This window comes from Cryomorphaceae bacterium, from assembly GCA_007695365.1.
In the GTDB taxonomy this organism is placed as follows: Bacteria; Bacteroidota; Bacteroidia; order Flavobacteriales_D; family SKUL01; genus SKUL01.
This window is the reverse complement of sequence record REDV01000091.1, coordinates 12,607-29,362: the sequence shown is the minus strand read 5'-3', so window position 1 is coordinate 29,362 and position 16,756 is coordinate 12,607. Positions and strand designations below refer to the sequence as shown.

Here is a 16,756-nt window from a genome sequence, read left to right as displayed (position 1 = left end):
CCACCGTATAGGTGCCCGGGGCGAGATTGGCGATATTCTGGTCATTGGATGAAAAGCCATCGGGGCCGCTCCAAACAATGGTAATGGGCCCAGTATCGCCGGTAATCTCAATGTTAATGGCGCCGTTGTTTTCGCCAGCACAGAGGATGTCGGTAACGGTTCCTGAGATTTCAATCGGGCTTGGATTGTTGATGGTGTAACTTACTTCGGTCACACACCCGGCCGAATCGGTGAGCGTGAGTTCATATAAGCCTGAGCTGAGCCCAAATAAATCGGCCTGATCGGAGACAAAGCCATCGGGGCCCGTCCAGCTATAGGTGTAAGGCGGCGTACCTCCCGTTACTTCGGTTTCGATAGAGCCGTCATCATCGGTTGCGCAATTGGCGTTGGTCACCACTGCGGACACCTCGGGGCCGGGACCGGTTTCGAGCGTAAAGCTGGCCTCTTCGGTACAACCCAGTGAATCGGCAACCACCACGACATAGGTGCCTTCTGACAAGCCGTTTAGCTGAGTATCCGTAGCGCTGAAACCATCGGGGCCACTCCAGAGCACTTCGTAGGGCGCAGTGCCTCCGGTGATATTCAGTTCAATGCTTCCGTCTTCCAGGCCAGGACAAGTCAGGTCCTGAACGGTTGCATCCAGTTCCAGAAGTGGCGGTTCATCCAGCGATACTTCCAGTTGGGTGGTGCACTCGTTGGCGTCGGTGATGATCAGCACGTAGTTACCCGCAGCGAGGTTCGAAATATTGGCATTGTTGGAGCTAAAGCCATTGGGGCCCGACCAGTTAAACTGATAATCGGGTGTTCCACCACTGACCACCACGGCAATGCTTCCTGTTTCCTCCCCTGCACAGGCAATGGGTGTGATGGTAGCTTCGGGAAGCATCGTATCGGTAGCAAGAATTTCCGTGCTTGCGCTCTGCTCGCAGCCATTGGCGTCGGTCACTACCACGGCGTACTCCCCCTGGGCAAGCCCTGTGAGGTTTTGATTGGCGGAGCTAAAGCCGTCTGGGCCCGACCACGCAAAGCTATATTCAGGGGTTCCTCCCGAAACTTCGAGGGTGATGCTTCCGTCGGTATCGTCGGGGCAGGTCAGCTCTGAGGGCGTAAGCGTGAGTTCTATGGGAGCAGGCTCTGACACGGCAAACACAGCGGCCTGCTCACAGTTGTTGGCATCTGTTACAACAACGGCATAGCTCCCCGAAGCGAGGTTGGTGATACTGCTTTCGATGGACGTGAACCCGTTGGGGCCGGTCCATGAGATGGTGTAGTCGGGGGTTCCTCCGGAAATTTCGATGGTAATGGCCCCTTCCTCGTCTTCCGCGCAGAGGTTGTCGCTAATGTCGCCGGCGATTTCGATCATAGCGGGCTCGTTGATGGTAAAGGCCTCACTGGCCTCGCATCCGTTGGCATCGGTTACGGTCACTACGTAGGTTCCGGCTTGCAAGCCTGTGAGGTTCTGGTTGGTTGAACCAAAGCCACCAGGCCCCGCCCAGCTGTAGGTGTAGCCGGGGGTGCCGCCTTCTACCGCCAGCACAATCGCGCCGTCGGCTGCGCCGTTGCAGGTTATGTCAACCACGTCGGCACTGATATCCAGCGGATCGGGTTCGGCGATTTCAATCGTTTGAAGGCCTTCACAGCCGCTGGCATCGGTTACCGCGAGCGTGTAACTTCCGGGTGCAAGGTTGCTGATGCTTTCGGTTGTGGCGGTGAATCCTCCGGGACCGGTCCAGGCAAAACTGTAATCCGGTGTGCCTCCGGTCAAGGTAGCGTCAATAGTGCCATCGTTGAGCCCAAAGCACGACACGTCATCGGCCGAAAGTTCAATGTCGATGGGATCAGGCTCACTCACAGTAAAGGTGGCGGTGAACCCACAACCTGCGGCATCGGTCAGTTCGAGATTGTAAGCCCCGGATTCCAGGTTGTCAATATTTTCCTGGTTGGATGTAAATCCATTGGGACCGGTCCAGGTTACATCATAGGGAGGTGTTCCTCCTGTGATGCTGAGATCTATGGCTCCTTCACTTTCCCCTGCACAGAGGTTGTCCGTAATATCGGCGGTCACTTCAATGGGCTCAGGCTCTTCGATGGTGAACGAAGCGGTGGCTTCGCAGTTGTTTTCATCAACCACAAGCACGGTGTAGGTTCCGGGTGACAAGCCAGTAATATCCTGACTGGAAGATGAAAACCCACCGGGTCCTGTCCAGCTGTATGTATATCCGGGGATACCCCCTTCAACGGAGATGGAGATGGAACCGTCATTGTCGCCATGGCATGTGACATCCGCGGTATCGGCGGTAATAACAATGTCTTCTGGCTCATTCACAAAGGTGTAGGTGGTGTCGAGCACACATCCAGCCTGATCGGTAACCGTAAGGGTAAAGGGGTTACAAAGCTGATTTGCGCTGAAGCCCGATTCTCCGCTGTCCCACGAGTATGAGTAGCCTCCATTACCGCCAATCACAATGGGAAATGCGGAGCCATTGCAGGCGCCAAAACAGGTAGGTGGCGTAGCATTCATGGCGAAGACCACCAACGGACCGGGTTCGTTCACAAACACATCGATATTGCACGGTGCCCCGCCTTGCCCCTGGTCAAACACAATCACGGTGTAGGTACCGGCGTCTACGTTGGGCCATGTTGGCGTGGTAGGGCCGCCTACCCAGAGGTAGGTAAAGGGGCCTACTCCACCGGATACATTCACGGCCGCGATTCCGTCCGAAAAACCGTTGCAGGTTGGTGGTGTTGGGTTGGGTGTGAGATCAAAAAACGGACAACCCCCGGATCGCTGTTGAGGGTCGGCTCCTTCCCAGGCCTGGCTATCGCTTTGAGCAAACAAGCCTGCCGACTGCAACAGCAGAGCAGTTATCAATCCCACAAAAACTTTTTTCGCCGTCATAGACGCGCTCTATAGGTTGGTTATCTGTATGCCGCACAAGGTATACGCCCTTGAACCCGGTCTTTGGTACAAACGGAGATCCCGAGGGTGATTTCATGTGTGTTGGCACTTGCTACTCGTATTCTGGAGGTTGTTAAATCAAATGCGTAGGCCAGGGCGAAGTACTTCAAGAAGTTCACCCGCATTAAGGCCGCTACGGCATCGCCATTGCGATAGGCCAGTCCCAGGCCAATCACCTGCTTGTATTCAACCATCATATTGAGGTCGAGTGCCGGAACTGAGCCTGCCGCTACCCGAAACAGCATGGCCGGTGTGTAGGTAAATTTGTCGGAGTCACCAAACTGTTTGCTTGCCATGAGCGCAAAATGGCGACGTAGTGTTGACTCTTCACCAAGGCTGTTGATTCGGTTGCCAATAGCGTGTTGCATGGAGATACCAAACGTCCAGCTCTCATCGTAAAAATAAACCCCCGGGGTGATGTCGGGAGCGATAAACGCAGCCATGGAGGAGGCCAGCACAGGGTCACCCGGATCAGGCACAAACGCATCGTTCACATTGAATCGGTATTGCTGAAAGCCTACAAAGGCTCCAAACGACATCATCCACCTTCTGTTGAATTGAAAGTGATAAGCATAGGCGAAGTACAGCGCCGTTCTGCTGAGCGGTCCGGTTTGATCAGCCTCTACAAATGCGCCTATTCCGTGCTTGCTCTTGTTCAACTTGTTTTTACCGCCCAATGAGCCATGAACACTGGCGAAAGCCGTGCGCGGGTCGTTTTCAAAACCCAGCCACTGATGGCGGTAACCCAACCTGATATCCGGACATTTGGTGGTACCCGCAACGGCTGGGTTAAGGTGAAAGTAATTGAAGGGAAAATGCGTGTATTGCCCAATTTGCTGTGCTATCACAACCGGTGCCACCAACACGAATGCACATACGAGAAATACTCTCATCGGACAAGGGTTACAGATCCTGTTATGGGTCGGGTATCAAAGCCCAACGGGTTTAAATCAATCACGTAATAATACACCGCGGTGGGTAGGTTGCCGCCGTCCCACCCGGTAAAGTTTCTTGATCGGTACACCAACTGACCCCAGCGACTATAAACCAGCACCTCGGCATCCGGGAAGCGGTCTATTCCCTGAATAATCCACTGATCGTTAAAGCCATCGCCGTTGGGCGTAAACGTGTTGAACACTGTGATGGGGATTTGAACAGTCACCAGCACCTGAGCAGACTGTTCGCAGCCGTCCACATCAGCGGTTACGGTGTACACAAAATCTCCTGCTTCCACATCCGGTGATACTCCAATACTCTGCCCCTCAGTGGGCTCTGCAAGATCCCCGCCAGACCACTCATAATTGTTAAAGCCACTGTTGGCATTAAGGGTGGATGTTTGTCCGTTGATAATGGTTTGAGGCGTGGCTGTAGCCCCGAGGTTGTACTGCACGGCTGGCCCTGTAATCTGCACATCGAAGTCACAATTAAAGGCCGTGGAGTTTTCAATGACCTCTGTGTTGATGATGAGATAGTAGGTGGTATCGGGCAGCAGGCCGGAGAGCGTGAGTGTAAGATTGTCATCTAGTGTGGGCGGCACACAATCTATAGCGGGGCCGTATGAGTTGGCGATACACGGGTTACCCGCGGCGGCAACTCCTGCAGATATGGCAACTGTACCGAATTGGGTGGTATCGCAGTTGAGTCCTGAAATCTGGATTTGGGCATTACCCTGAAAATTCACGCCGGCCGAAGTAATGTAATCCTGAGATAGCGTGTTAAAAGCAATAAAGATGATATTGACCGGAGCAAAGCAAAAATCTCCGGGCAGCGGGGTAAGGGTTCCTTCGTAGGTGTTGTACGGCGCAGAACCGTCGGATTGACAGATGCTCAGCGGCGAATTACATCCCTGCCCCCACCCGGAAAGAGGTGCTAACAGCGACACAATCAAGCCTGCAAACAAGTATCGTTTCATGTGCTTCAATTGGGATAAAGTTACCCATTTAACGGCCTTGGCAGGAGCGGCATTGCCTATTTATGCACACAATCCTGTGAAAACCAAAAGCAAGGTACAGGGATTAGGTCAGCACGGGCAAATGAAGGCGTGTTTTTTCGACGAACCACTTAAAGCACTCCACCTTTTGGCTTTGTTTAACGAAGAAGCACTCCGTAAAAGCCTTACCTGTTTTACATGCCGCACAAAAGCATCGTGCGACGACCATCACGCGCTCAAACAGTCAAAAAAAAAGGCCCCGCAAGCGGAACCCCTTTTTCTGGTTGGTTAATAGCAAGGAGTGTCAACAAAAAGCCTTCATAATGCGAAAGACCCGGTAAAATTTACCTGAGGATTCTGAAAATCGAAGGGTGTAGGAAGAAACCTCAAAACTCGGCAGCTCCAATCGGTATGCTCCTGAGTCATGGTTTTGGCAGTCTGCATACAGTGAGTTGCGTTTGTGATCGCGGAGGTCAACTTCCAGTTCAAGAGGGTGTTCAAAGTCCATGTTAATCAGCAACGCGTTGTCCGTTGGGTGGACATCCACAGCAATCGCGTATTGCGATGGCATGTTTGATTCGGCGTCGAAGATTGCGTACATGAATAATGATTGGTATGCCTATAACGCAGCAATTGGCGGGGGTTGCCTCAATCGGCACCTGCTACCAGAGAATCTTCGGCGGGCATCCATTCCACCCTCGGCTTAAGCTCTTGTATATGTTGCTGAAACCGCACCATGTTTTCGGGAGTGATGGGTTCAGAAGGCGGAAATTCTTCTCTTCGGTGATCTACCTGCTGGCCGTTTTTCCAGAAACGGAAACAAACGTGCGGCCCGGTTGCCAAACCCGTACTTCCCACCAAACCTATGGTCTGCCCCTGTCGCACGTACTCGCCCGCTTTCACCATTCTCTTGCTCATATGCAGGTACTGAGTGCTGTACGTGCTGTTGTGTCGTATTTTTACGTAGTTACCATTGTACTGCTTAAAGGCAGATTCAACCACCACTCCATCTCCCACCGCCAGGATGGGTGTACCGGTAGGGGCCGCGTAATCCGTTCCGAGATGAGCCTTGAAGCGCTTCTGTACAGGGTGAAAACGACGCTGCGTATAGCCGCTGGTTAAGCGCCCGTACTTGAGCGGCATCTTAAGGAAAGCTTTGCGCAAACTGTTTCCTTCTTCATCGAAATAATCCGGAATACTGTCCTGCACAAACCGAAAGGCCAGAAAATCTTTTCCGTTGTGCTCAAAATTGGAAGCAATCACTTCTCCCAAACCGGCGCGCTCATCGTCCACGTATTTCTCGGTGAAAACAACCTTTACCCTGTCTCCTTTCTGAATGCGGTAAAAATCGATGGTCCACGCATACAGGGATGCCAGTTGCAGAGCCAGCTCAGGGTTAACGCCTCCTTTGTCGAGGGTGAGGTAAAGCGATGACTCGATGACTCCCTCAAAGGTGTTTTCACGCAACTCAACCGGCTTTTTGCCCTTGTACACGCGCATTGAGTCTTGTAACTCATACACCACATAATTGACCAGGTCGGGCTGGTAAATGAAGTAGCATGCGCGCTCGAGGCTATCGGGTGTGCAAAGAAGGGTGTATGATTTTCCGGCGTTGATTTTCCGAACATCAAATATATCGCGGGCATTGCGCACCACGCGGTCAATTTCCGGATAGCTTACATGCCTGGGAAGCAGAATATCCGCAAGGTATTGGTTGCGCGCTATTTCGCCCTGCACCACCAGAAAAGAATCCAGGTTGAAGCCAAAGGCCACATTGGGCTCGGGCAGCATGGTTTCCTGTTCCTCAGCAACGGTGTTCACCGGTGGTGCATCCCCTGGGCCACACGCAACCATGATGGCCGCAAGGGTGAAAAACAGACAACCGTTAAGAAGCTTCAGCATTCACGCAAAGTTAGGAGAGGTTTTCGTGCGTTTGCGACCTCAGCACTTCTTTTTCTACCCAATTTTTTCCCCATTCTTCTTTTTCCTGTTGCGACCAGAGTTCGGGGTAAAAAATTCTGCGCTGAAAACGCGGAGGCAGGTATTGCTGCCAGTTGGTTCCGCCTGTGGCGGGCACATCATCTTTGCCCCGTCCCAGGTAACGCGCAGCCGATTTGTAATGTACCAATGGCCAGTTGATGTTCACATTCACATCCAACTGGCGAAGTTGATAGAGCAACTCGGGGTTGCGTCGTTCTTCTTCAGGCAACGCGCGAAACTTTGCCCATACATTGCGCGGTGCATATTCTCGGGCCAAAGCCAACAGTTGCTCCGAGTACTTTTGTTCAAACTGCTTGAGCGTAAGGGTTTTTTTTCCTGTCTCCACTTCCGTAGCGCCCTGCTTCCAGTAAATGTGCTCGTACATCTCCTCAATGGAGGGGTTTCCGGATTTCATTCGCTCACGGTGGTCTTTGTCTACAAGTTGAATAAAATCGGTGGAGCAAATCTCAACCATTCTGTACTGTGCCGACTGAAAACCGCTTGCGGGCAACAAGGCCATCCGGAATCGCAAAAACTGCTCTTTTTCCATCCCCTCTACCATAATGTCAAATGACTTGGTAAGGGCCTCGAAATATGCATTTACCCGGGCCAGACGTCGGGTGAGAAAACCGGCATCGAGTTTTTCGTTCCAGCCCAGGTCATTTCCGTTGGGCGCAATCTTTTTGCCATTGTAGGCAATTTGCCTGAGCTCGTGTAGTGCCAGTTTAAAATACAGCTCGGTAATTTGATGGTACATCACAAAGATGAGCTCGTCGGGAAAGTCGGTTTTGGGCGACTGCAACGAAAGCAGAGTATCAAGCTGGATATAATCCCAATAAGTAAGGTAGTTGGAGCAGAGTAATCCGTCGAGGTAGGCGTTGATATCCTGCCCCATAGACTCATATTTCTCGCGAAGTTTAAGGATTTGATCCTCCATTTCGGGTGGGTGTGCCATAGCGCGAAGGTTTGCGCCGAAATTACGGAAATTGTGTTGGCATTCGCGGGTTGGTTTTCGCGCTTTCAATGCGGATTTTGTACTTTCCGCCCCCGAATTCCAGAAAACCCAAGCTATTTATGAGCACAGAGCAGCGTGCGCGGCGCAGCGCCATTGATATGTTCCTGAATTTTGTGGAGAAGGTGGGCAACGCCCTTCCGCACCCCGCCACCTTGTTTGCCCTTTTTGCCTTGCTGGTGATTGTGCTCTCATGGTTTGTAGGGCTCTTTGATTTGGCGGTTGAGCACCCCGGCACCGGCGAAACCATCCGGCCCTTCAACCTGATGTCGCGCGAAGGTCTGGACATGATTCTCAGCAAAATGGTGGTAAACTTTACCGCCTTTGCTCCGCTCGGAACCGTACTTGTGGCCTTGCTGGGTATAGGTATTGCCGAAGGTAGCGGCCTGATCGGAACGGTACTGCGACTGGTTGTGCTTTCGTCGCCCCAAAAGCTGCTCACCTTTGTCATTGTTTTTGCCGGTGTGATTTCCAACACCGCCAGCGAGGTTGGCTACGTGTTGCTGGTTCCCCTGGCTGCGGTTATTTTTCTGGCTGCCGGAAGACACCCCCTTGCAGGACTGGCAGCCGCTTTTGCAGGTGTTTCGGGTGGTTACAGTGCCAACCTGCTCCTCGGTACCATCGACCCGCTATTGGCCGGCCTCTCGGAAGAAGGCGCGCGCATCATTGACCCTACTTACACTGTTAATCCCGCGTGCAACTATTACTTCATGTTTGTTTCCACTTTCCTCATAGCAGGACTTGGTACATGGACCACCGAGAAAATTGTCATACCACGCCTGGGCATCTACGACGGTGACGAAAAACCAGAGGAAATAAGACGCTTAAACGCGAGCGAAAAACGCGGGTTGAGGTGGGCGCTTATCGCCATGCTCGTTTTTACCGGAATCATTCTGTGGGGACTGATACCCGGTGATGGTTTTTTACGCGATGCCACCACCGGAGGCATTCTTAAATCGCCTTTTATGTCGGGAATTGTGGCGCTTATCTTTTTGAGCTCTGCCGTGGCAGGTATTGCTTACGGAATTGGTGCCGGAACCTTCAAAAACGACTCCGATGTAATGCAGGGCATGTCGAAAGCCATGGAAACCCTGGGCTCATACATCGTACTGGTGTTTTTTGCGGCTCAGTTTGTGGCTTACTTCAACTGGACCAATCTGGGGCTGATTGTAGCTGTTTCGGGGGCAGATTTGCTAAAGGCCTCCGGACTGGGGCCTATTCCGCTGATGCTGATGTTTATTCTGGTGGCCGCGTTCATTAACCTTGTAATGGGGTCAGCATCTGCCAAGTGGGCCATTATGGCGCCTGTGTTTATCCCGATGTTCATGCTGCTTGGTTACTCGCCCGAATTCACCCAGGTGGCCTATCGCGTGGGTGACAGCGTAACCAATATCATCTCACCCATGATGTCGTACTTCGCGCTGATTGTGGCGTTTATTCAGCGCTACGACAAAAAGGCGGGTATCGGAACTGTGATTTCGGCCATGCTCCCCTACTCCGTGGTTTTCCTCATTGGATGGGCCATTCTGCTTTCTATCTGGATTCTGTTCGAATTCCCCATCGGGCCGGGAGCGCCGCTTTTTTATGAGTTGGGGCAGTAAGGAGAGTAGTTGATATTCCCTGAGGCTCAGCGATTGGCTTACTTCAAACCAAGTTTATCCAAACGAAGTCTTGTGGAGAGTTCTGTCCAAACCTCATCCTTCAATAAGCCTTTTTTGCGCCATTTAATGATATCTGAAATTCCACCGAAAGAAGAAATCAAAGCAATTTCCAACAATAAAAACGGAACAGAATCAGGAGACAATCCGTCCAAAAGTTTTGTCTTGATTTCACAAGGCACATCATTGTTGTTTCCCCCCATCTCCCTGTGAAGTAGTTTCTCGATCTGCTTAGATTCTTCCCTGTCCTTGCACTTCACAATAACCCTTTGAAAATATGATTGTGGGAAAATTTCATTATGATATAGGTGGTATAGCCTGACCTTCAATGCCTTGAAATGACTTGTCGTGCCTGCATCCAAATCATCGAATATGATTTTGGCTCGGTTCCTTTTTCCCTGACCTACCAGCAAAGGCTCATTGTTGTGTGCAAGAACATATACAACGTAGCATTCAGCATCGATTTCGACTATTGAGTTTGGCTCATAAACCCCGCATGCCTTTCCTTCTAAGACTTTTTCAATCCTTTCTTTCACCGTCATATATGAAAAATATTACCCGGTTATCAATGGTTCATTGATTAGCTTTAAGATTAAACGCTACTTTACTCCTCCAACTCCAGCATGTACCTCGCAACTTCCAGTCTGGTTTCAGCTGTCAGATAGTTTTGGGGTGGCATTTCCGGAAAATCGGGCCGGCGTTTTTCGGGGTTCACAATGTAATCTGCAACTCCCTGCGGGTTGTCTTTGTACATGGCCTGCAGGGCATTGACCGGAGGACCAATCAGCCGAATGTTATAGGCATGACATCCCGAACACACCCCGTACCACGTAAGTTTACCCAAGTCGTGGAGGGTGCGCTCATCTTCGGGCGCCGGCTCCGGAAGCAGGTAGCTCAGCACATCTGCGGTTGAAATCTCCGGGCAATCCGCATACCCGTCCAGCCCAAAGGTGCGGTAACGCGCCCTGTCGCGGATGCAACTTCCTTCTCCCCCGCCAATGGCCAGAATATCCGGGCCGCGTTTGCTGAATTTTGTAGCCATCAGCACCTTCACCTCCTCCACTGGATTGTTTCCGTTGTTGAACATGAGGTTGTCCAACAGCACCACCCTGTCTGGGTTGGGCTCGCTTTCGGGGTCGGCAGGAATAGAACCCAGAAAGGCGTGGTCTGTAATAGCAATGCCGACGTTGTCGTTGCCGTAAATAATGTTGTTTTCCACCGTCACGTCGTCGGCAGCCATAATGACCATACCGCTGCCCGGCGGAATGAACGACACGATGGAGCCTGGCGCACCAAAATTTTCGTGGTTGTTGTTGTACACGAAGTTGTTTCGAACAATCACGTCGCGGCAGGTTTTGATGGGAAGCCCCGGGGTAATAAACACCAGAATGCCCCCCGTGTTGTTGTACACATTGTTGTACTCAACCAGCGCGTGCCGGCAGTTTTCAATCTCAATACCGGCCACGTTTTCGAACACTTCGTTAAAGCGCACGTCAATGTGGTCGCTCATGCCCACATATATGGCAGCGTCGGCAATGCCCGACAGCGTGTTGCGCTCAATGAGGCCATTTTTGCCAAACTGCGGAAAAATGCCGTACACTCCCGTGTTGATGATGCGGTTGTTGCGCACCACAAAGTTGTTTCCGCTCTGGCCCATTATGCCGTTGCCTTTGTAGTTCTGCATCGTGAAATTCTCAATGGTGATGAAATGGCCACTGTACAAAAAAGCATCGTTGAGTGAGTCGCGTCCGTCGAGCACCGGCCACTTTCCGTGCTGAATCACCCCCTGAAAAGTGAGGTTGCTTTTATCCACATACACCGTTTCGTGGTAGGTTCCCGGAAAAACGCGGATTAAATCGCCCGGGCTGGCGTCCATCACCGCCTCCTGGATGAGCTGTCCTTCTTTCACGTCAATTACCCTACCCGAGCGCTCGCCTTCAATGTTTACATCGCGGCTTTCAGCTCCGGAGAAAAAGGTAGGCATGGGCGGAGGTGGCGGTGGCTTGCGAAGGAAATTTCCGCCGATAAGAAATCCGGCACCAAACACAACGCCGGCAAGGAGTAGCCAGCCCGTCCATTTCAGAAGTCGTTTCATGGAGTGGGGTTTTCGGGTAAAGTTGTTAAAAATTGAGCAGAGTATCCCGACGGCAACACCTCCGGCACGCGGGGCTTGAATGACTCGTCGGTAAGGGTGTGCAGAAAATCCACCAGCCTGTCCAGCTCGTACTCGCTCAGGTTGGGCTCCCAGATGTGCCAGTGAATGCGCAGGTCTTCATCCGGCGGCACGGCATGGCCGCGACCTTTGTTGTAGAACGCCACCACATCGCGCAGGTCGGAGAAATTACCGCTGTGCATGTAGGGTGCTGTAAGGGCAATGTTGCGCAGGCCCGGCACCTTAAACCCGCCACGCAGAGAAGCCTCGCCCGTGGTTTCGGCGACGCCGGGATCAAGCGAACGGCCATCGGGTTCGGGGCTGCCAATCACGGCAATTTGCTGGTTGGTGAACAAGGGAGGGGTATGGCATTCGGAACATCGCGCCACAAAAGACCGGAACACATTGAAACCTTCTATCTCTTTTTGGTTCAGCGCGTCGTGGTAGCCGTGTACATACTGGTCGTAGCGGCTGTTGAGCGAAATGAGGGTGCTCTGAAAAGCCGTAAGCGCAGTTGCCACGTCGGCCACAGCAATGGGTCTGTTTTGCGTCTGGGGAAAAGCCTCTTGAAAAAGCCGGGTGTATGCCGGGTGCCGGTTAAGGGTGGCCTCAAGTTGCTGAGGTGAGTTGTTCATTTCATCGGCGTGAAAGAGCGGTTCCAACGCCTGTTCTTCGAGCGATTCTGCGCGGGCATCCCAAAAAAAGCGTTGCAAAAAAGCTGTGTTCCACAACGAGGGTGCTCCCCTTGCAAGTTCTTCTCCGTTGAGGCCTTTGCTTCGAGGCAGGCCATCGCTAAATCCTTTGTCCGGGTGGTGACAACTCGCACACGACATTTCGCCGTTGCCCGAAAGAATGGGATCAAAAAACAGGTAGCGCCCGAGGTCTATTTGCTGAGGCGAAAATCCATCTCTCCACGCCGGAAGGGCGGTTTGCAAGCCTCCTACTCCTGAGTTGCCCAACGATTGGTATTGCTGGTAGGGTGTGCGAAGCAGGCAGCGGTTGTCGGGCGTGCGCTCAAAGCCGGGCGGACAGCTTGCACACAGCTCTATCTTGTCTGTCGTTAGCTGAAGTTGCTCGTGAAAGTCGGTGCGAAGAGGCTCGTTCTGCACATGTATCACCTCATCACAGCCCACAAAAAGAAAGATGAGAAAAGCCGCTGAGAGCAGCGTCTGAAAGGCAATTGGTTGAGGGGGGATATTTTTGATGGGGGCGGGCATGTGTTATGCAAAGGTAGCGCCCGCGTAGCAAAGCTACTTAAAAATCCACAGTGCCGGATTCTGCTTGGTGGTACCCGCAGCGCTGATTTTCCAGATCTCGAGGTGGGCAATGGTTTTCTGCTCTTCCTCGTCGGTTTGCAAAATACCCAGTGTTTGCTTGGTGGTTACCTTTTCGCCGGTGGTTACAAACACTTCTTGCATGTTGGTATATACCGTTCTATAAGCCCCATGACTGATGATGATGTTCTTGCCCGCGCCGGGGATGGTAAACACGCTGGTTACTTCGCCGTCGAAAATAGCCCGCACCTGCGCTCCTTTGCTGGTGGAAATGTCGATGCCGTTGTTTTCAATCATGATACCCGGAAGCACAGGGTGTTTTTGCTTACCAAAATTACCGGTGATGACGCCGCGCTCAACTGGCCAGGGCAGTTTTCCTTTATTGCTTTCAAAATTGGCCGAAAGGGCCGCTGCCTCCGGGGTGAGGGTAAACTCCCCACCACCTTTTTTCTTTGCTGCGGCAATCTCTGCCTCAATGATGCGCTGAATCTCTTTGTTGAGCTTGTTGCGCTCCTGCTCCTGCTGCTTTTGCTTTTTCCTGAGGGCCTGGGTCTCGCCCTGCAACTTGCTGAGGATGCTTTTCTGGTTGTTTTGATCCTGGGCCAGTTTCTCCTGTTCTTTCTTTTCGTTTTCGAGCAGGGCCGACTTTTCCTCCTTTTGCTGGGCGAGCAGCTCCTGTTTCTCCTCAATTTTTCGTGTGGTTTCCTTGATCAACTCCGCTTGCCGGGCCCGGTACTCACTGTACTGGTTGATGTAGCGGGTGCGCTTCAGGGCCTGAAAAAAATCATCGGCCGAAAAGATAAAGAGCAGCTTGTCGTAGGTGTTTCGATTCACGTAGGCGCGGTAAATCATCTCTGCGTATTCGTTGCGCAGGCGTTCCAGGTCGGCTGCAAGCGACTCGATGAGGGCGTCGTTTTCGGCAATCTGGTTGTTGATTTGCCTGATTTCGTCCGTGATGGTTGCAATCAGTTCTTTTCGCAGCCTGATGCGCGATTCGGTAAGCTGAAGCTGGTTCTGGGTGTTTTTCTGCGTTTGCTCGGCATCCTTGATGAGCTGCACGGTCATCTGGATTTGCTTATTTAGCTCGTCGCGCTTTTTCTGCAGCGCTTCTTTGTCCTGTGCAAATGAGGAAAGGCTGGTGCATACCAGCATCAGCCCGGCGAGGACACCCCTAGTTAACCACTTGCTCATATTTATCGGGGATTGAAAAAGGCATGGAAACCGGTTCGTTGATGCGCACACGCGAGTAGGACAGTCTAAAGGTAGCTTGTTCCTGGGTATTTCCTAACGTGACTTGAATGCGGCCCGGAAAGAGTTGCCCTGAAACATCCTCGTGGTCGGAGTATGCCGCGTGCAAAAACAACTCGCTCTGAAGATCGGTAAACACGGTTTGTACCACCTTGCCCGATTCGTGGTGCAACCAGTATTGACGGGCTATGAGCTCGTCTTCGTCGAGCCGGTCCTGCAAGCGCATAATTCGACGTTCAATTTGGCGCTCTCCGGTGGTATCCAAAGGCAGCTCAGGGGTTTCCTGCCCACTGCCTCCTACTGCCCGCCTCAACCGGTTGGAGTTGCGCGTTGCAAGCATATAGCCCACATTGTCGTTGCGCGAGCGGTAGCGCAGCTCAGGCAAAAAATACAACGGATTACCCACCAGGATGTCTTCCAGTCCTGCGAATGTCAGGTCACTGTTGGTGAGCTCATTGAGCTTTTGGTAGGTGCCGATAAAGTACTTGTTCTTGATTTTGTCAATGTACTTCACGCTGTCTTGCGTGCAGAGCAAACGAAAAACTTCTATTCCCATGGCCGGAGAAACCGACACCCAAATGGCCGAATCCCGGCGAATGCGTAGCGTAGCCCGAAAGGAGTTGTTGCGGCCTTCGGCCCGAACATCGGCGGATACTTTTGCGTTTAAAGTTTCGTATTCGGCGGCCCCCTGCTGAATCCAGTCTATGAGTTCCTGTGTGCTTTTGGCAGGATACTCGCGCACGGCAACATCCCTTTTAGAACGACATGACATCAGCAGGATCATCGGCAGGATGCCCAACCATGCTATGCGCCACCAAAAGCTATTCATGCAGCTTTTTATCGGCAATTTTGCGGTCAATCAACTCCGAGGCATCACCTGCATCACGTGCTCGTTTCCAATATTCTACCGCCTCATCGGTTCTGTTGAGCTTAAAGAGCACATCTCCGTAGTGCTCAAGGATTACGCCCTGTGTGCTGCCTCCGCTATCCATGGCTTTCTCAAGCCATTGGCGCGCATCTTCATAGCGACCTTTGCGGTACAACACCCAGGCGTGGGTGTCCTGAAAAGATGCTTCGCCGGGCTGCAATTCATTTGCGCGTTTGGACATTTTCAAGGCTTTATCGAGCGACTCACCACGCAACGACAGGTAGTAGCTGAAATTGTTGAGCACATAGGCGTTGTCTTCGTTGATAGAGAGCGAGTTGTCATAAGCCTCGTCGCTGAGGGTATGTTCTCCCAACTCGTGGTATGCGTCTCCGAGACTAGCGTAAAACTGCGCCAGTTGCCCAAAGTTATCCACCACGAGGTCAATTCCGGCAAGGAGCGATTCTACTGCTTCTTCAAAGCGGTTTTGCTGCATCAGGCCCACGCCGTGAAAGAGGTAAAACGAAGGCATGGTTGGAAACAACTCTATGGCCTGCTCACTGGTGCTCACCATCGAATCGAAGTCTTCCAGTTGTGAATCAAGAATGAGCATTTGGTTCCAAAGCACAAACCGGTTCTTGTCAATTGCGGCGGCTTTACCAAAGCTTTCGCGGGCTTCGGCAAAGCGTTCATCGCGGTACAAAAAATCGCCGTAAATGGAGTGTGCCTTTGCTTCATTGGGGTGCTGCTCAAGCAGGAGTTCGCAAAGCTCATACGCCTGGCCGATGAGTTTCCGGTCGGTTTCTGTTTCCTGGTAATACGTCAGCAAGACATTGATTTTGGCGTCAATTTCAAGGTCGGGGCTAACAAAGGCTCGCTGGAGTTCGGCAAAAGCCTTGTCCATGTCTCCGGCATTGCGGTGAAATTCGGCCAATGACAATCGCAGCATTCCGTTGTCGTCGTCCATTTCGGCCAGCTTAGCGTATATTTCTATGGCTTTTTCGCGCTCACCTGAGGCGTCGTAAAGTTCTGCAAGAATGCCCCAGTAGCGAATTTCCTCGGGGGCCAGTTCGGTAAGTTTGAGCACTTCGCGAATGGCCTCTTTGGGCTTGCCCATCTCCATGTAAAGCATTTGCTTTTGGAGGGCTATTTCTTCGTTCAAACCGAGTTTCTCTTCAATGGAATCAAAAAGTTTGATGGCCTCATCGTAATTTCCCAGCATGATATACGTTCCAGCCAGCTCAAAGTAGTAGTCGTACTGGTTGGGGTACTGCTGAATAATGTTTTTGTAGGTTTTGATGGCCTTTTCGTAGTTGCCGATACGGGCGTTGAGTTGCGCATACATTCCCTGGTACCAAATATTGGCACCGTCCAGCCGGCTGGCTTCAGCCAACATCTCCACTGCCGACTCCAGGCGGCTTTGCCTTTCGTAGAGCCTGCCCAATTCATAATACGGCGCACTTTCGTGTGGCTTTAGCTCGATGCACTTCTTAAATGACTTAATCGCGCCGTCCACATTGCCAGATAGACGCTCTTTCTGGCCGGTGAAAAAGTGCTGCTTGAACTCGCGTTGAACAATTTCGTTTGTTTCTTTGGAAACGTCCACAGTATCGCGCGCGCTTTTACATCCTGCCATAAGCAAGGTGATACCAAGCACCCATATGGTGAGCCTCATCAC

General features: G+C 52.0%; 14 protein-coding genes. 2 read left to right on the top strand and 12 right to left on the bottom strand.

Going from position 1 to position 16,756, the window contains the following annotated elements; genetic code table 11:
- From EA392_08710 to EA392_08700, 3 genes are all read right to left on the bottom strand, one after another.
- Positions 1-2,899, bottom strand: a 2,899-nt coding sequence (locus tag EA392_08710; protein TVR38758.1) for a hypothetical protein, incomplete at its 3' end; no start/stop codon positions are given.
- 20 nt (positions 2,900-2,919) lie between these two features.
- Positions 2,920-3,852, bottom strand: a complete 933-nt coding sequence (locus EA392_08705; GenBank protein ID TVR38757.1) for a type IX secretion system membrane protein PorP/SprF — start codon at positions 3,850-3,852, stop codon at positions 2,920-2,922.
- Positions 3,849-4,871, bottom strand: coding sequence for a gliding motility-associated C-terminal domain-containing protein (locus EA392_08700; protein ID TVR38756.1), 1,023 nt, complete (start codon positions 4,869-4,871; stop codon positions 3,849-3,851). Before EA392_08700 ends, EA392_08705 begins: the two co-directional genes overlap by 4 nt.
- Between EA392_08700 and EA392_08695 the strand changes: the two genes are divergently transcribed.
- On the top strand, positions 4,870-5,181 hold the full coding sequence (locus EA392_08695) for a hypothetical protein (protein ID TVR38755.1): 312 nt from the start codon (positions 4,870-4,872) through the stop codon (positions 5,179-5,181). The two genes, EA392_08700 and EA392_08695, sit on opposite strands and share 2 nt — an antisense overlap.
- 12 nt (positions 5,182-5,193) lie before the next feature.
- Here the strand turns inward: EA392_08695 and EA392_08690 are convergent, their stop codons facing one another.
- From EA392_08690 to EA392_08680, 3 genes are read right to left on the bottom strand one after another with little or no spacing between them, the layout of a single operon-like run.
- On the bottom strand, positions 5,194-5,490 hold the full coding sequence (locus tag EA392_08690) for a hypothetical protein (GenBank protein ID TVR38754.1): 297 nt from the start codon (positions 5,488-5,490) through the stop codon (positions 5,194-5,196).
- Between the two features lie 47 nt (positions 5,491-5,537).
- A complete protein-coding gene (locus tag EA392_08685) occupies positions 5,538-6,791 on the bottom strand; it encodes a hypothetical protein (protein ID TVR38753.1) in 1,254 nt (417 codons plus the stop codon).
- 10 nt (positions 6,792-6,801) lie between these two features.
- On the bottom strand, positions 6,802-7,824 hold the full coding sequence (locus EA392_08680; protein TVR38752.1) for a tryptophan 2,3-dioxygenase: 1,023 nt from the start codon (positions 7,822-7,824) through the stop codon (positions 6,802-6,804).
- A gap of 119 nt (positions 7,825-7,943) precedes the next feature.
- Between EA392_08680 and EA392_08675 the strand changes: the two genes are divergently transcribed.
- Positions 7,944-9,482 (top strand): AbgT family transporter, encoded by a 1,539-nt coding sequence (locus tag EA392_08675; GenBank protein ID TVR38759.1) that lies wholly within the window; start codon positions 7,944-7,946, stop codon positions 9,480-9,482.
- A 38-nt stretch (positions 9,483-9,520) separates the two neighbouring features.
- Here EA392_08675 and EA392_08670 read toward each other — a convergent pair whose 3' ends face one another.
- From EA392_08670 to EA392_08645, 6 genes are all read right to left on the bottom strand, one after another.
- Positions 9,521-10,081, bottom strand: a complete 561-nt coding sequence (locus EA392_08670; GenBank protein ID TVR38751.1) for a hypothetical protein — start codon at positions 10,079-10,081, stop codon at positions 9,521-9,523.
- Between the two features lie 62 nt (positions 10,082-10,143).
- Entirely contained in the window at positions 10,144-11,634 is a 1,491-nt protein-coding gene (locus tag EA392_08665; GenBank protein TVR38750.1) for a cytochrome-c peroxidase, read from the bottom strand.
- On the bottom strand, positions 11,631-12,908 hold the full coding sequence (locus EA392_08660) for a cytochrome-c peroxidase (protein TVR38749.1): 1,278 nt from the start codon (positions 12,906-12,908) through the stop codon (positions 11,631-11,633). Before EA392_08660 ends, EA392_08665 begins: the two co-directional genes overlap by 4 nt.
- 33 nt (positions 12,909-12,941) lie before the next feature.
- Positions 12,942-14,156, bottom strand: a complete 1,215-nt coding sequence (locus tag EA392_08655) for a hypothetical protein (protein ID TVR38748.1) — start codon at positions 14,154-14,156, stop codon at positions 12,942-12,944.
- Complete coding sequence (locus tag EA392_08650) at positions 14,137-15,042, bottom strand: DUF4292 domain-containing protein (protein TVR38747.1); 906 nt, start codon at positions 15,040-15,042, stop codon at positions 14,137-14,139. Before EA392_08650 ends, EA392_08655 begins: the two co-directional genes overlap by 20 nt.
- A complete protein-coding gene (locus EA392_08645) occupies positions 15,035-16,753 on the bottom strand; it encodes a hypothetical protein (GenBank protein TVR38746.1) in 1,719 nt (572 codons plus the stop codon). The genes EA392_08650 and EA392_08645 overlap by 8 nt, the downstream gene beginning before the upstream one ends.
- Between the last annotated feature and the right edge of the window lie 3 nt (positions 16,754-16,756).